At 72.1% G+C, this 12,361-nt stretch carries 14 protein-coding genes; 6 read left to right on the top strand and 8 right to left on the bottom strand.

Going from position 1 to position 12,361, the window contains the following annotated elements; genetic code table 11:
- Positions 1-281 precede the first annotated feature (281 nt).
- Together ACIP5K_RS11825 and ACIP5K_RS11820 are read left to right on the top strand one after the other, a co-directional pair.
- Entirely contained in the window at positions 282-1,016 is a 735-nt protein-coding gene (locus tag ACIP5K_RS11825) for a VOC family protein (RefSeq protein ID WP_401408079.1), read from the top strand.
- 121 nt (positions 1,017-1,137) lie between these two features.
- The gene (locus ACIP5K_RS11820; protein ID WP_401408077.1) at positions 1,138-2,601 is read left to right on the top strand and encodes a serine hydrolase domain-containing protein; all 1,464 of its coding nucleotides are present in this window, start codon (positions 1,138-1,140) and stop codon (positions 2,599-2,601) included.
- A gap of 100 nt (positions 2,602-2,701) precedes the next feature.
- Here the strand turns inward: ACIP5K_RS11820 and ACIP5K_RS11815 are convergent, their stop codons facing one another.
- From ACIP5K_RS11815 to ACIP5K_RS11805, 3 genes are all read right to left on the bottom strand, one after another.
- Positions 2,702-3,154: a GNAT family N-acetyltransferase gene (locus ACIP5K_RS11815; RefSeq protein WP_401408075.1), complete on the bottom strand. Its 453-nt coding sequence runs from the start codon at positions 3,152-3,154 to the stop codon at positions 2,702-2,704.
- A gap of 9 nt (positions 3,155-3,163) precedes the next feature.
- The gene (locus ACIP5K_RS11810) at positions 3,164-3,628 is read right to left on the bottom strand and encodes a MarR family winged helix-turn-helix transcriptional regulator (RefSeq protein WP_401408073.1); all 465 of its coding nucleotides are present in this window, start codon (positions 3,626-3,628) and stop codon (positions 3,164-3,166) included.
- A gap of 115 nt (positions 3,629-3,743) precedes the next feature.
- Positions 3,744-4,610, bottom strand: a complete 867-nt coding sequence (locus ACIP5K_RS11805) for a GNAT family N-acetyltransferase (protein WP_401408071.1) — start codon at positions 4,608-4,610, stop codon at positions 3,744-3,746.
- 695 nt (positions 4,611-5,305) lie between these two features.
- Here ACIP5K_RS11805 and ACIP5K_RS11800 point away from each other — a divergent pair.
- Positions 5,306-6,775 carry a globin domain-containing protein gene (locus ACIP5K_RS11800; RefSeq protein ID WP_401408069.1) on the top strand — a complete coding sequence of 490 codons (1,470 nt, stop codon included), beginning with the start codon at positions 5,306-5,308 and terminating at the stop codon, positions 6,773-6,775.
- A 126-nt stretch (positions 6,776-6,901) separates the two neighbouring features.
- Here the strand turns inward: ACIP5K_RS11800 and ACIP5K_RS11795 are convergent, their stop codons facing one another.
- The 5 genes from ACIP5K_RS11795 to ACIP5K_RS11775 all read right to left on the bottom strand — a co-directional run bounded on the left by ACIP5K_RS11795 (position 6,902) and on the right by ACIP5K_RS11775 (position 10,602).
- The gene (locus tag ACIP5K_RS11795) at positions 6,902-7,384 is read right to left on the bottom strand and encodes an NUDIX domain-containing protein (RefSeq protein ID WP_401408067.1); all 483 of its coding nucleotides are present in this window, start codon (positions 7,382-7,384) and stop codon (positions 6,902-6,904) included.
- 59 nt (positions 7,385-7,443) lie between these two features.
- Complete coding sequence (locus tag ACIP5K_RS11790; RefSeq protein ID WP_401408065.1) at positions 7,444-8,349, bottom strand: LysR family transcriptional regulator; 906 nt, start codon at positions 8,347-8,349, stop codon at positions 7,444-7,446.
- Between the two features lie 229 nt (positions 8,350-8,578).
- Positions 8,579-9,718: a cystathionine gamma-lyase gene (locus tag ACIP5K_RS11785; protein ID WP_401408063.1), complete on the bottom strand. Its 1,140-nt coding sequence runs from the start codon at positions 9,716-9,718 to the stop codon at positions 8,579-8,581.
- Positions 9,715-10,215 carry a low molecular weight protein-tyrosine-phosphatase gene (locus tag ACIP5K_RS11780; RefSeq protein WP_401408061.1) on the bottom strand — a complete coding sequence of 167 codons (501 nt, stop codon included), beginning with the start codon at positions 10,213-10,215 and terminating at the stop codon, positions 9,715-9,717. Before ACIP5K_RS11780 ends, ACIP5K_RS11785 begins: the two co-directional genes overlap by 4 nt.
- Positions 10,216-10,224: 9 nt before the next feature.
- Complete coding sequence (locus ACIP5K_RS11775) at positions 10,225-10,602, bottom strand: phage holin family protein (RefSeq protein ID WP_401408059.1); 378 nt, start codon at positions 10,600-10,602, stop codon at positions 10,225-10,227.
- Positions 10,603-10,674: 72 nt separating this feature from the next.
- Between ACIP5K_RS11775 and ACIP5K_RS11770 the strand changes: the two genes are divergently transcribed.
- From ACIP5K_RS11770 to ACIP5K_RS11760, 3 genes are all read left to right on the top strand, one after another.
- Positions 10,675-10,992, top strand: coding sequence for a cupin domain-containing protein (locus tag ACIP5K_RS11770; protein WP_401408057.1), 318 nt, complete (start codon positions 10,675-10,677; stop codon positions 10,990-10,992).
- A gap of 166 nt (positions 10,993-11,158) precedes the next feature.
- A complete protein-coding gene (locus ACIP5K_RS11765) occupies positions 11,159-11,377 on the top strand; it encodes a DUF5326 family protein (RefSeq protein ID WP_401408055.1) in 219 nt (72 codons plus the stop codon).
- 164 nt (positions 11,378-11,541) lie between these two features.
- Positions 11,542-12,321 (top strand): IclR family transcriptional regulator, encoded by a 780-nt coding sequence (locus ACIP5K_RS11760; RefSeq protein ID WP_401408053.1) that lies wholly within the window; start codon positions 11,542-11,544, stop codon positions 12,319-12,321.
- Positions 12,322-12,361: the final 40 nt, after the last annotated feature.

Here is a 12,361-nt window from a genome sequence, read left to right as displayed (position 1 = left end):
CCGCCTGGCTCAGCGGGTTACCAGGGGGTCCGCCCGGCCGAGCAACTCCACAATCGGGGTACCGGTCCGGGCAGCGACGATGCGGCGGGTGGCGCGAAGTCGTGGCCGGCGCACAACAATGGGCCTGAGCAGCGCGGGCACGAGTGTCCGCCCGGCTCCAAGCTCGCTGGGAAAGGGACACGCGAACGCGGAACGGCCCCCGGTCCGGCGGCTCTTGACCATGGGACGCCGACTGGGCAGGCTCCTACACACGTGCCCGCCCCTGCCCGGGAGATCCGCCGATGCCTGCCCGCCTGCACGCCCTCTGTTTCGACGCGCTCGACCCGCTCCGCCTCGCACGGTTCTGGGCGGAGTTCCTCCGCTGGGACCTCCGCGAGGAGCCCGACGAGCAATCCGGCGGCGGCGTCACGCTGCGGCCCGGTGACGAAACCGGGTTCCGGCTGCGCTTCGTGGCCGCCCAGGAGCCGAAGACCAGCCAGAACCACATGCACTTCGACCTCACCAGCACCTCCCTGGACGACCAGAAGCAGGTGGTGGAGAGGGCCCTCGCGCTCGGCGCCCAACACCTCGACATCGGTCAACGCCCGGAGGAGGGGCACGTGGTGCTCGGCGACCCCGAGGGCAACGAGTTCTGTGTCATCGAGCCGGGCAACAGCTTCCTCGCCGAGTGCGGGTTCATCGGGGCGCTGGCCGGCGACGGTTCCCAGGCGGCCGGGTACTTCTGGAGCCGGGCGCTGGACTGGCCCCTGGTGTGGGACCAGGACGAGGAGACCGCGATCCGGTCCCCGCACGGCGGGCCCAAGCTCACGTGGGGCGGCCCGCCCCTGATGCCGAGGACGGGGAAGGACCGTCTGCACTTCGACCTCGCTCCGCCGCCCGGCACCGACCCGGCCGCGGAGGTCGACCGGCTCGTCTCGCTGGGGGCGACGCGCGTCGACGCCGGCCGGGGCGAGGCCGGCCGGGTGGTGCTGGCCGACCCCGACGGCCACGAGTTCTGTGTGCTGACGCCTCGCTAGGACAAGCAGGCGGTTCTGGGTGCTGACGCCTCGCCAGGACGAGTGGTTCCGGCTGGTCCGTGGCGTCTGCCGGCGGCGAAATCGGCTCGACGTGGGGCGAAGCGCACGGTGGACTGGGCCCATGACGTCACCCACGGAACGCTCCGACCTCTCCGACCTCTCCGAACTCACCGACCTCCCCGCGCCCACGGAGTTCTCCGAGCTCGCCGACTCCGCGGAAGAGCTGCTGCCCGGTACCCGACGCAGCCTCCTGCACCGCGTCGCCGTCGCGCAGAGCGAGGGGCGGGCGCCGTCCCTGGTCGCCGCGGTGGCCCGGGACGGGGAGGTGGTGTGGACCGGAGCGCGCACCTCGGTGGACGGACACGGGCCCGACGAGCACGTCCAGTACCGGATCGGGTCGATCACCAAGACGTTCACCGCCGTGCTGGTGCTGCGGCTGCGGGACGAGGGGCTGCTCGACCTGGGCGACCCGCTGGAGAAGCACCTGCCCGGCACCGGCGCCGGGGACGTCACCATCGCCGAACTCCTCTCGCACACCGGCGGGTTGGCGGCCGAGACGCCGGGTGAGTGGTGGGAGCGGTCGGCCGCCGCGCTGCGCCCGACCCTGGCCGACGTCCTCGGCGAGCAGCCGTTCCGGCATCCCGTCGGGCGGCGCCACCACTACTCGAATCCCGGCTACACGCTGCTGGGCTCCCTGGTGGAGGCCGTGCGCGGGGTCGGCTGGGAGGAGGCCCTGCGCGGCGAGGTGCTGGATCCGCTCGGGCTGACCCGCACCGGTGCCCAGCCGCAGATGCCGCACGCCGGTGGCTGGGCCGTGCACCCCTACGCCGATGTGCTGCTGCCGGAGCCGAGCGAGGACCTCGGGCTGATGGCCCCGGCCGGTCAGCTCTGGTCCACGGCACGGGACCTCGCCGTCTTCGCGGGCTTCCTCCGCACGGGCGACGACCGAGTGCTGAGCGCGGACTCCGTCCGGGAGATGCGCACCCCCGCGGCCCCGACGCTGCCCGGCGACTGGGAGACGTCGTACGGCCTCGGCATGCAGCTCGTGCGCAAGGACGGCCGGATCCTCGCCGGGCACACCGGGTCGCTGCCCGGGTTCGTGGCGGCTCTGTGGGTGAGCGAGGAGGAAGGGCTCGCCTCCGTCGTCCTGGCCAACTCCACGACGGGCATCGCCTCGGGGACGGTCGCCGCGGACCTGCTGGGCATCGTCGCCGACGCCGAGCCGCGCATCCCCGCGCCGTGGCGTCCGCTGCGCGAGGTCGATCCGGCGGTCCTGGAGCTGACCGGCCCCTGGTACTGGGGCACGCAGATCGTGGCGCTGCGCCTGGCGGCGGACGGCGCGGTCGATCTCGGCCCGGTGTCGGGCGGGGGACGGCGCTCGCGGTTCCGGGCGAACGGCGACGGGACGTGGACCGGGCTCGACGGCTATTACGCGGGGGAGCCGCTGCGGGCCGTGCGGCGGCCCGACGGGACGGTGAGCCACCTGGACCTCGGCTCGTTCGTCTTCACGCGCGAGCCGTACGACGCGGGGGCGCCGGTGCCCGGTGGGGTGGACCCGGACGGGTGGCGGGGGCTTCCCGGCTGAGCGGGCTGAGCGGGCTGAGCGGGCTGGGCGGGCTCGGCAGCGAGGGGCTGTTTCACGTGAAACAGCCCCTCGGCGGCACCCGCGCCCGCCGTCGGCACCGTCAGAGCTGGAGCTTGAATCCCACGTGGGAAGGCGTGAAGCCGAGCCGCTCGTAGAAGCGGTGGGCGTCGGTGCGGGTGGCGTCGGAGGTCAGCTGCACCAACTGGCACCCCTGGCGTCGGGACTCGTCGACGGCCCAGCCGATGAGCTGCGTACCGAGCCCGTTGCCCCGCTCGGTGGCGTGGATGCGCACCGCCTCGATGATCGAGCGGACGGCACCCTGCCGGGACAGCCCGGGGATGACGGTGAGCTGAAGGGTGCCGACGACCCGGCCGTCGCGGACGGCGACGACCAGGTGCTGGTTCGGGTCGGCGGCGAGCCGGGCGTGCGCGGCCAGGTAGGGCGCGAGGTCGTCCGGTGTCTCGCGCCGCGCGCCCAGCGGGTCGTCCGCCAGCATCGCCACGATCGCGGCCACGTCCTCGGCCTCGGCCGCTCGTATTTCAAGATCTCCCATGGCGGCAGCCTAGGGCTGGGCGGGGACCCGTAGTTCCTCGACGGCCCGGACCAGCGGCGCGAGCTCGGGATCCGTGGCCGCGGTGTCGAGGGCCTCGCGCAAAGCGGCCTGGTTGGTCGGGCGGGCCGCTTCCAGGAGTCGCAGGCCGTCCTCGGAGACGTTGGTGTAGATGCCGCGCCGGTCGGTGGGGCACAGGTAGCGCTGGAGCAGGCCCCGGTCCTCCAGGCGGGTGACGAGCCGGGTCGTCGCGCTCTGGCTGAGGACGACGGCGTCGGCGACCTGCTTCATCTGGAGGTGTCCACCGTCGCCGTCGTGCTGCCGGCTCAGGACGTCGAGCAGGGAGTACTCGCGCACGCTCAGGCCGTGTCCGGCCTGAAGGGCCCGCTCGATGTGCGTCTCGATCCGCCCGTGCAGCAGGGACAGCGCGCACCAGCCCTGGGCGAGAGCGGTGAGTGCGGGGTCTGTGGCGGTCATGACTGGTGGATCCTCCGTCCCGGAGTGGCTGCGTACCAGAGTAGTCGATGGCCCGCGATTGCCAGCGTATGCAAATAATCGGCGCATGCAAGTAGCGGGCCGGTGCCTTCGTCCGCTAGCCCGCCGCCACCGTCAGCGGAGCGAACCGGCGGGTCCAGTCGCCGGGCAGGTCCGGCGCGCCGTGGTTCATCACCGCGTTGAACGCGACCCCTTCGAGGCCGCGCTGCTTCAGCCAGGTGAGCAGCTCCTCATGGCGTACGTCGACGTCGGTGCGCAGCGGCCGGTCGGTGCCCGCCGCGAGCGCGGTGACCAGGGCCTTCGCGGTCTCGGTGTCGCGCGCGATGAGCGGGCCGACGACATGGGTCTCCATGTTGGGCCAGAGCCCCGCGTAGCCGATGAGCCGGCCGCCCTCCTCCGCCACGCGCAGCTGGTCCGAGAAGGCCGGCAGCCGGGCGATGACGTGCGTGCGGTCCGGGCCGAACACCTCCGCGTCCAGGCGCAGGATCGCCGCGAGGTCCTCCGCGGTGGCCGGGCGCGTGGCGATGCCCGGGGCGGTGTCCTCGGCGACGAACCGGCCGCGCAGCATCTCGGCCCGGCCGGTGACCTTGAACCCCAGCTCCTCGTAGAGGGGCCGGCCGTTCGGTGTCGCGTGCAGGGTGAGCGGAGTCGAGCCCGCCTGTTCGACGACGGCACGCATCAGGCGCCTGCCGACCCCCTGCCGGGCATGGCGTGCGGCGACCAGGACCATGCCGATCGCTTCGAGTTCGGGCCGCTCGCCGGGCCCGTACGAGGTCACCACGCAGGCGGCGGCGAGTCCGCCGTCGGGGTCGTCGATGCCGTAGCCGGTGCCGGCGCTCAGCAGCAGGCCCCATTTGTGTTCTTCGCGGGGCCAGCCCCGGTCCTCCGAGAGATCGGCGCAGGCGGAGAGGTCCGCGCGCGTGAGACGGCGCATGGGCAGATCGGCGAGGGAAGGTGTCGACACGCAGGTCAGGCTGTCGGACTCGGCCCCGTGCCGTCCACCGCTTTGCCCGCAGTGATGTGGTGCTTTCGGCCACGTCGTGGCGGGCACCGGACCGGCGCGGTCACCGGGGACCGCGCCGAGGTTTCACGTGAAACGGACGTCGGGCGACATGTCACAAGGAAGATCGACCGGCGCCCCCGTGGTGCGAAGTGCGCCTTCCCTCTCGCACGGGGAGTGATCTGCGGAAGAGGGCGGAAGAGGGAGGAATTCGTGCGGCTCGGCCGGGAATTGAGGCAATTGCATTGCCCGCGAGATCCCGTGGAACGGGAGTGGCGACGGTAGTGGCGACGGGAGATGCGGGGGTCTTGACGGCTGCCGGTAGGGTCGACTCCGGTTCCTGTCCGCACCGCACGGGCCGCCGTGGGAACGGCAGGCCGCGGTGTACGCAGGCCGACGCAGCCTAACCGGACGGAAAGATCGAAGACCTGCGCTTTCCGCTTTGCGCTCCGCGCAATGACAGCGGGTGGCAGGCTGCGAAGAGGGGACTGCGGACAATGTCACATTGTTGCCTTACTTGTCCGTAGCGGGTCGAAATGCAGTGTTCAATGTGGGCCGCATTGACTAGTCGAACCACACGGGGGAAACCGCAAGGCTTCCGCTCGCGTCGTGCTCGGGAGAGCACCGAGGAGCAGGGAAGTTCGTAGACCGACCGAAAGATGTTCGAGGCGAGGCACAGCATGGACGCTCCGACCACTACGTCGGCCGATTCCGGTTCGGACGGCGGGGGCGGCTGGTTCACGCCGCGCAGGACCCCGGATCCGGAGATCGGCGGACAGCCGACGGACGAGGGCCGGATACCCGAGCCCCGCACCCGCCGCGAGCCGCCGCCCGCGGCCACCGAGACCACTGCGGCCGCCGAGGCCGTTCAGGCCCCCGCGGCGCCCGAGGCGCCCGCGGCGCCCGAGGTCCCGGTGGACCCCGCCGCGCCCGTCGCCGGCCCTTCCGGTCCCACCACCGCCCACGTCGGCCCTGTCGCGGAGCCCCGCCCCCCGCGCTCGCTGCGGGACCACGCCTCCCCGGACGCGATCCTCGTGCGCCGCACCATGGAGGAGGTCGGCCCGGTCGCCGACCAGGTCACCTCGTACTTCTACGCCCTGCTCTTCGTGCGCCACCCGGAGCTGCGTCCGCTGTTCCCCGCCGCGATGGACACCCAGCGCGACCGGCTCCTGCGGGCGCTGCTGACCGCCGCCGAGCACGTCGACAACAAGCTCGTCCTGGTCCCGTACCTGAAGAACCTCGGCCGCGGCCACCGCAAGTACGGCACGCACGCCGCGCACTACCCGGCCGTCGGCGAGTGCCTCATCGCGGCGCTCACCCAGTACGCGCGGAACAGCTGGTCCGCCGAGACCGAGGCCGCCTGGGTCCGCACCTACACGACGATCTCCCAGGTGATGATCGACGCGGCGGCCGAGGACGAGGCGAAGGCCCCCGCCTGGTGGCTCGCCGAGGTCGTCGCCCACGATCTGCGCACCCCCGACATCGCCGTCGTGACCGTCCGGCCGGACCAGCCCTACCCGTTCCTCGCCGGGCAGTACACGACGCTGGAGACACCGTGGTGGCCGCGGATCTGGCGGCACTACTCGTTCGCGTCGGCGCCCCGCTCCGACGGGCTGCTCTCCTTCCACGTGAAGGCGGTCCCGGCCGGCTGGGTCTCGAACGCGCTGGTGCACCGCGCCCGCCCCGGCGACGTCCTGCGGCTCGGCCCGCCCGCCGGCTCCATGACGGTCGACCACAACACCGACAGCGGCCTGCTCTGCCTGGGCGGCGGCACCGGCATCGCCCCCATCAAGGCGCTGGTCGAGGATGTCGCGGAACACGGAAGACGGCGCCCCGTCGAGGTGTTCTACGGGGCCCGCACCGACCACGACCTGTACGACATCGACACCATGCTCCGGCTCCAGCAGAGCCACCACTGGCTGTCGGTCCGCCCGATCGTCGACCAGCAGGCGCATCTCCACCTGCCGGACGCGGTCCGCGAGTACGGCCCCTGGAACGAGTACGACGCCTATCTGTCCGGGCCGCCCGGCATGATCCGCAGCGGTGTCGACGCCCTGCGCTCCGCCGGCATCCCCGGCGACCGCATCCGCCACGACTCCCTGGAGGACCTGGTCGCGGCGGCGACCTGACGTCCGTACGACGGCGTGGGCCCAGACGTACGACGGCGTGGGCCCAGACGTACGACGGCGTGGGCCCAGACCTACGACGGCGTGGGCCCAGACCTACGACGGCGTGGGCCCAGACGTGCGGCGGCCTCAGCCCAGATCGGGTGCGTGCATCGCCCGCACGCCCTCGATGTTGCCGTCCAGGAAGTGCCGCAGGGAGAGCGGCACCAGATGGACCGAGGCGATGCCGACACGCGTGAACGGCACCCGCACGATCTCGTACTCGCCGCAGGGCTCGTCGATCTCGGGGCCGTGCCGCTGGCTGAGGTCCATGGACTCCAGGCGGCAGACGAAGAAGTGCTGGACCTTCACCCCGGTGGTGTCGGCGTCCTCGCCGATGTGCTCGATGGTGTCCACGAAGCAGGGCACGACGTCGACCACCTTGGCGCCGAGTTCTTCGTGCACCTCGCGGTGCAGGGCGTCCACGACGGTGGCGTCCTCGGGCTCCACCCCGCCGCCGGGGGTCAGCCAGTACGGATCCACGCCGGGTTTGGTCCGCTTGATCAGGATGAGGTCGTCGCCGTCGAGCAGAACGGCGCGTGCGGTGCGCTTGACCACGGGTCGGACGGTCATGGGAGAAATGTGGCCCGGTTGGTTCCACGTGAAACATTCCGCACCGTTCGGCGCCCCGCTCACGACCAGTCCACGGCAGCGCGCAGCAGCCATTCGTGCGCCCGCGCGATGTGCGGCAGGGCGAATGTGCCGGTGCGCACGGCCAGGAAATAGGTGCGCAGCGGCGGCACCGGCGGATCGAGCAGGGCGACGATCTCGCCCCGGTCCAGTGCCGCGTCGCACAGGTAGCGCGGGAGGACGGCCAGCCCGGCGCCCGCGATCACGCAGGACAGCACCGCCCGCAGATCGGAGACGACGACCGTCCCGGCGACGGCGGGCCGGGAGTCGAAGACGGCCGTCCAGTACCGGGTGACCAGCGGCAGCGATTCGTGCACCTCGACCACCGGGAACCGCTCCAGCGAGGGCGCCGCGTCCCGGTGCAGCTTGCCGGAGCCGATCCGGGCGGCCCAGCGCGGCGCGGCGACCAGCACGTGCTCCTCGTCGCAGAGCGGGGTCGCCGTGAGCAGGGTGCCGCGCGGGCGGACGGTCGTGATGGCCAGATCGTGGTGTCCGGCAGCGAGCCCCTCCAAGGTCTCCTCGGCCGTGCCGAACGAGGCCCGCAGGGCGATGCTCTGGCCGTCGTCCCTGGTCAGCGCGGTCAGGGCGGGGAGCGCGCGCTCCGCGGTGAACTCCGGCGGGCCCGCGAGGTGCAGGGTGCGGACGCTGGACTCCTCGTCGAGCCCGGTCTCCGTGATCTCCACCAGCGCGTCGAGGTGCGGCGCCGCCTTGTGCGCCAGTTCGTCGCCGATCGTCGTGGGCGTCACCCCGCGCGCCCGCCGCAGGAACAGCGGGCGCCCCAACTGCCGCTCCAGCGTGCGTATCTGAGAGGTCACGGCCGGCTGGGAGAGGCCGAGCAGCGCGGCGGCCCGGGTGAAGGACCCGGCGCGGTGAACGGTCACGAAGGTGCGCAGCAGGGCGATATCCATGGCGGTACCCCTTCCCTCCCAGCCGCCGGATCGCGCTCAACTATAAATATGTCGATAGGTTTCTGTCGCTAGGGTGATTGGACACTGACACAGAGTCAACTAGCCTTGTTTGCGCGGTTCTTCGCACGCAGAACCGAGGACGGTCCGAGCCACGAGGGGGGAGGCTCGGACCGTTCGTTGTACGTAGCCCGGTACTAGACGCGCGGAGCCCGGCGCGGGACCGGCGAGGTCAGTCCGCCGTCTCCGCCAGCGCGCGCAGCACGTCCGCCACCAGATCCTCGGTGTCCTCGGCGCCCGCGGAGAAGCGGATGAAGCCCTCGGTGACGGCGTCCCCGCCCCAGCGGCCGCGGCGCTCCGCGGTCGAGCGGACGCCGCCGAAGCTCGTGGCCTCGTCGACCAGGCGCAGGGCGGCGAGGAAGCGCTCGGCCCGCTCGCGCGAGGGCAGTTCGAAGGAGACGACGCAGCCGAAGCGCCGCATCTGCCGGGCGGCGACGGCGTGCGCCGGGTCGTCGGACAGCCCGGGATGGCGCAGATTCGTGACGCGCCCGCGCAGCGCCCGGGCCACCGCCAGCGCGTTGGCGTTCTGCCGGGCCACCCGCAGCTCCAGCGTGGCCAGCGACCGGTGGGCGAGCCAGGCCTCCATCGGCCCGGGGATCGCCCCGACGATCTTGCGCCAGCGCCGTACCGAGGCCGCCGCCCCGGCGTCCGCGCAGGCGACGTAGCCCAGGAGCAGGTCCCCGTGGCCGGTGAGCTGCTTGGTGGCGCTGGCCACGGAGAAGTCCGCGCCGAGCTCCAGCGGGCGCTGCCCGAGCGGGGTGGCGAGGGTGTTGTCGACGGCGACCAGCGCCCCGCGCGCGTGGGCGGCGTCGGCGAGCCGGCGGATGTCGCAGACGTCGAGCCCGGGATTGGACGGCGTCTCCAGCCACAGCAGCCGCGCCCCGTCCAGGACGTCGAGCTGGGCGTCCCCGCCGGTCGGTGCGGTGCGCACCTCGATGCCGTAGGCGGTGAGCTGCTCGCGGACGAGCGGGAAGACCTGGTAGCCGTCGGACGGCAGGACCACCGCGTCACCGGCGCGCAGCTGCGAGAACAGGACGGCGGAGATGGCCGCCATGCCCGAGGCGAAGGCCAGGCAGGGGACGCCGGGCCGGTCCGGTGCCTCCAGCTCGCCGACGGCCCGTTCGAGATGGGTCCAGGTCGGGTTCTCGTCCCGGCCGTACGCGTAGGGCCCCGACACATCGCCGGGCAGGTGGAAGTGTGCGGCGAACACCGGCCCCGGAAGGGTGGGTTCGTTCTTCACCGGCTCGGGGAGCCCCGCCCTGACCGCGCGTGTCCCGTCCCCGCCGCCCGTGGGCCGCCCCGGCTCCGTCATGTCGTCCCCCGCCCCTCCAGGCCCTCGCGCACCGCGTCGAGCAGGCCGCCGCTCGCCGCCTCGACCATTCTCAGGCACTCCTCGAAACCGTCCAGGGAGCCGTAGTAGGGATCGGGCACGTCGGGGCCGTCGGCCGCGGGGTCGTAGGAGCGCAGCAGCCGCACCTTCTCCGCGTCCCGCGGGGTCGGGGCCAGCCGGCGCAGGGCCCGCAGGTGGCCGGAGTCGAGGGCGATCACCAGGTCGAGCCGGTCGAACCGGTCGGCGTGGAACTGGCGGGCCGTGTGCGCGCTCGGGTAGCCGCCCTCCCGCAGCACGCGGACGGTGCGCGGGTCGGCGCCGTCGCCCTCGTGCCAGCCGTCGGTGCCCGCGCTGTCGACCTCGACGAGGCCGTCGAGCCCCGCCTCCTCGACATGGCGGCGGAAGACGTGCTCGGCCATGGGCGAGCGGCAGATGTTGCCGGTGCAGACGAAGCAGACGCGGAACGGAGTGCTGGTCATGGCGGCGGCTCAGTCCTCGTCGGGCAGGACGAGGTTCAGCGCCCAGGAGACGATCGAGATGATCAGGCCGCCGAGGATCGCGGTCCACAGCCCGTCCACGTGGAAGGCGACGTCGAGCTTCCCGGCCAGCCACGACGTCAGCAGCAGCATCAGGGCGTTCACGATCAGCGTGATCAGGCCCAGCGTGAGGATGAAGAGCGGGAGGGTCAGCAGCTTCACGATCGGCTTCACGATGAAGTTGACCAGCCCGAAGATCAGGGCGACGACGATCAGCGTGCCGACCTTCTTCGGCGTGCTGGCGCCGGTCAGCGTGATCTTGTCGAGCACCCAGACCGCCACGGCCAGGGCGCCCGCGTTGGCGATCGTCTTGACTACGAAATTCTTCATGTGTCTGATCGTGGCAGACGGGGCCGATGACGCGGCTGACGACGTGGGTGGACAGTGGGGACGGCGAGGGCGATGAAGGCATTCCGGCTGGACGAACTGGAGGCGGAGCGCGCGGCCAACGACGGCGCGTATCTCCAGTTCCTGCGCGAACGGAACATGTCGGTCGGGCTCTACGCGCTGGACGCGGGGGAGCAGGACCCGCAGCAGCCGCACGGGCAGGACGAGGTCTACCTCGTGGTCAGCGGCCGCGCCTCGATCACCGTCGGCATGGAGACCACGCAGGTGGGGCGGGGCAGCGTGGTCTACGTCCCGGCCGGTGTCGCCCACAAGTTCCACCACATCAGCGAGGATCTGAGGGTGCTCGTGGTCTTCTCCCCTCCGGAGGGCTGACCGCGGACCCGGGGGTTCCCTAAGGGTCGGGTCAGGGGAGGACAAGGGCTCGCGGCCCCCCGCCGACCTGCACGGCGTGCCAGCATTCAGGACAGGAAGACAGCAGAGTCCCGGCACGGGGCGGCGGAGGGGTCCCGGAGCGGGACACGGAGAAGGAGCAAGGGCGATGCGAGAGATATTCGCGGGGATGCCGTGGTGGGTGAAGTGGGTCGCGGTGCCGGTCATCGCGCTGGTCGTGTTCGGCGGGCTGATCGCCAGCGTCGTCGGCTTCGTGGTCTGGCTGCTCTTCAAGGTGCTGGTGTTCGCGGCGCTCGTCGGTGGCCTGATCTATCTCGTACGGCGGTTCCTGACGGGCTCGTCGTCCTCGCGGGGCAGCGACTGGTGATCCCGGGGCGCGTCCCCGCCCGGTGAGCCGGGTCGCACGACCGGGGGAAGTTTCGGATCCGGGCCCGATCAGGCGGTGGCCAAGGGCTAAAGTCCAGAATCCGACTGCTTTGCCCCCGTGAGCCCCGGGTACGCGGGGGGACCCATGCGCACCGGGAGTACACCTTGGCCACGGCTGATCCCGCACCCGCCACCTCGCAGACGACGCTCATCGGCTCGGTCCGCCGGGCGATGCGCCTGCTGGAAGCGGTCGCCTCGCACGCCGAGGGGGCGCCCGCCAAGCAGCTCGCGAGGGAGGCGGGTGTCGCGCTGCCCACGGCCTATCACCTGCTGCGCACGCTCACCCATGAGGGATATCTCCGCAAGGAGAAGGGCGTCTTCGTCTTCGGCGACGCGGCCGAGCGACTGAGCAGCAGCGGAGCGCAGCAGAAACGTCGCAGCATGATCATCGAGGCGATGGAGCAGTGGCGCGACACGCTCGGGGTGCCGGTCTATTTCGCGGTCTACCGCGACGGCGAGATCGAGGTCGTCGCGGTCGCCGACACCCCGGCCAATCCGGCCGTCGAGGAGTGGGCCGACTTCCGGGAGACCGGCCACGCCCACGCCGTCGGCCAGTGCCTGCTCTCGCAGCTCGACGACGACGCCCGCAGGGACCATCTGGAGCGCTACCCCGTCTCGTCCCTCACCCCGTACTCACCGCGTGACCACTGGGCCCTGCTGCGGAAACTCGGTGCGCTGGAGCGCATGGAACCCGTCGTGGAACGGCAGGAGTACGCGCTCGGCTCGGCCTGCGCGGCGTTCCCGATCACCGTCGGTTCCACCGCCGCGACCGTGGCCGTTTCCCTCCCCTCCCACCAGGTCGAGAAGCTGCTTCCCGTCACGCGCCGATTGCAGGGCGAGATCGGCCGGCTCGTGGAGACACTCGCCTTCTCTATCAGCATCTGAAAACTCACTCCTTGTGATCTCCCGTGTACGTTGAGCAAGA

The sequence above is a fragment of the Streptomyces sp. NPDC088785 genome (genome assembly GCF_044750685.1).
Taxonomy (GTDB): Bacteria; Actinomycetota; Actinomycetes; order Streptomycetales; family Streptomycetaceae; genus Streptomyces.
Note: the sequence above shows the minus strand (reverse complement) of the source record. Positions and strands in the feature narration are given on the sequence as shown.

Excerpts from the sequence above, each read along its gene's own strand:
- ACIP5K_RS11825 (WP_401408079.1), top strand. The coding sequence starts at position 282 with ATGCCTGCCCGCCTGCACGCCCTCTGTTTCGACGCGCTCGACCCGCTC.
- ACIP5K_RS11820 (WP_401408077.1), top strand. The coding sequence starts at position 1,138 with ATGACGTCACCCACGGAACGCTCCGACCTCTCCGACCTCTCCGAACTC.
- ACIP5K_RS11765 (WP_401408055.1), top strand. The coding sequence starts at position 11,159 with ATGCGAGAGATATTCGCGGGGATGCCGTGGTGGGTGAAGTGGGTCGCG.
- ACIP5K_RS11800 (WP_401408069.1), top strand. The coding sequence starts at position 5,306 with ATGTTCGAGGCGAGGCACAGCATGGACGCTCCGACCACTACGTCGGCC.
- ACIP5K_RS11790 (WP_401408065.1), bottom strand. The coding sequence starts at position 8,349 with ATGGATATCGCCCTGCTGCGCACCTTCGTGACCGTTCACCGCGCCGGG.
- ACIP5K_RS11815 (WP_401408075.1), bottom strand. The coding sequence starts at position 3,154 with ATGGGAGATCTTGAAATACGAGCGGCCGAGGCCGAGGACGTGGCCGCG.
- ACIP5K_RS11780 (WP_401408061.1), bottom strand. The coding sequence starts at position 10,215 with ATGACCAGCACTCCGTTCCGCGTCTGCTTCGTCTGCACCGGCAACATC.
- ACIP5K_RS11810 (WP_401408073.1), bottom strand. The coding sequence starts at position 3,628 with ATGACCGCCACAGACCCCGCACTCACCGCTCTCGCCCAGGGCTGGTGC.
- ACIP5K_RS11775 (WP_401408059.1), bottom strand. The coding sequence starts at position 10,602 with ATGAAGAATTTCGTAGTCAAGACGATCGCCAACGCGGGCGCCCTGGCC.
- ACIP5K_RS11785 (WP_401408063.1), bottom strand. The coding sequence starts at position 9,718 with ATGACGGAGCCGGGGCGGCCCACGGGCGGCGGGGACGGGACACGCGCG.
- ACIP5K_RS11770 (WP_401408057.1), top strand. The coding sequence starts at position 10,675 with ATGAAGGCATTCCGGCTGGACGAACTGGAGGCGGAGCGCGCGGCCAAC.
- ACIP5K_RS11795 (WP_401408067.1), bottom strand. The coding sequence starts at position 7,384 with ATGACCGTCCGACCCGTGGTCAAGCGCACCGCACGCGCCGTTCTGCTC.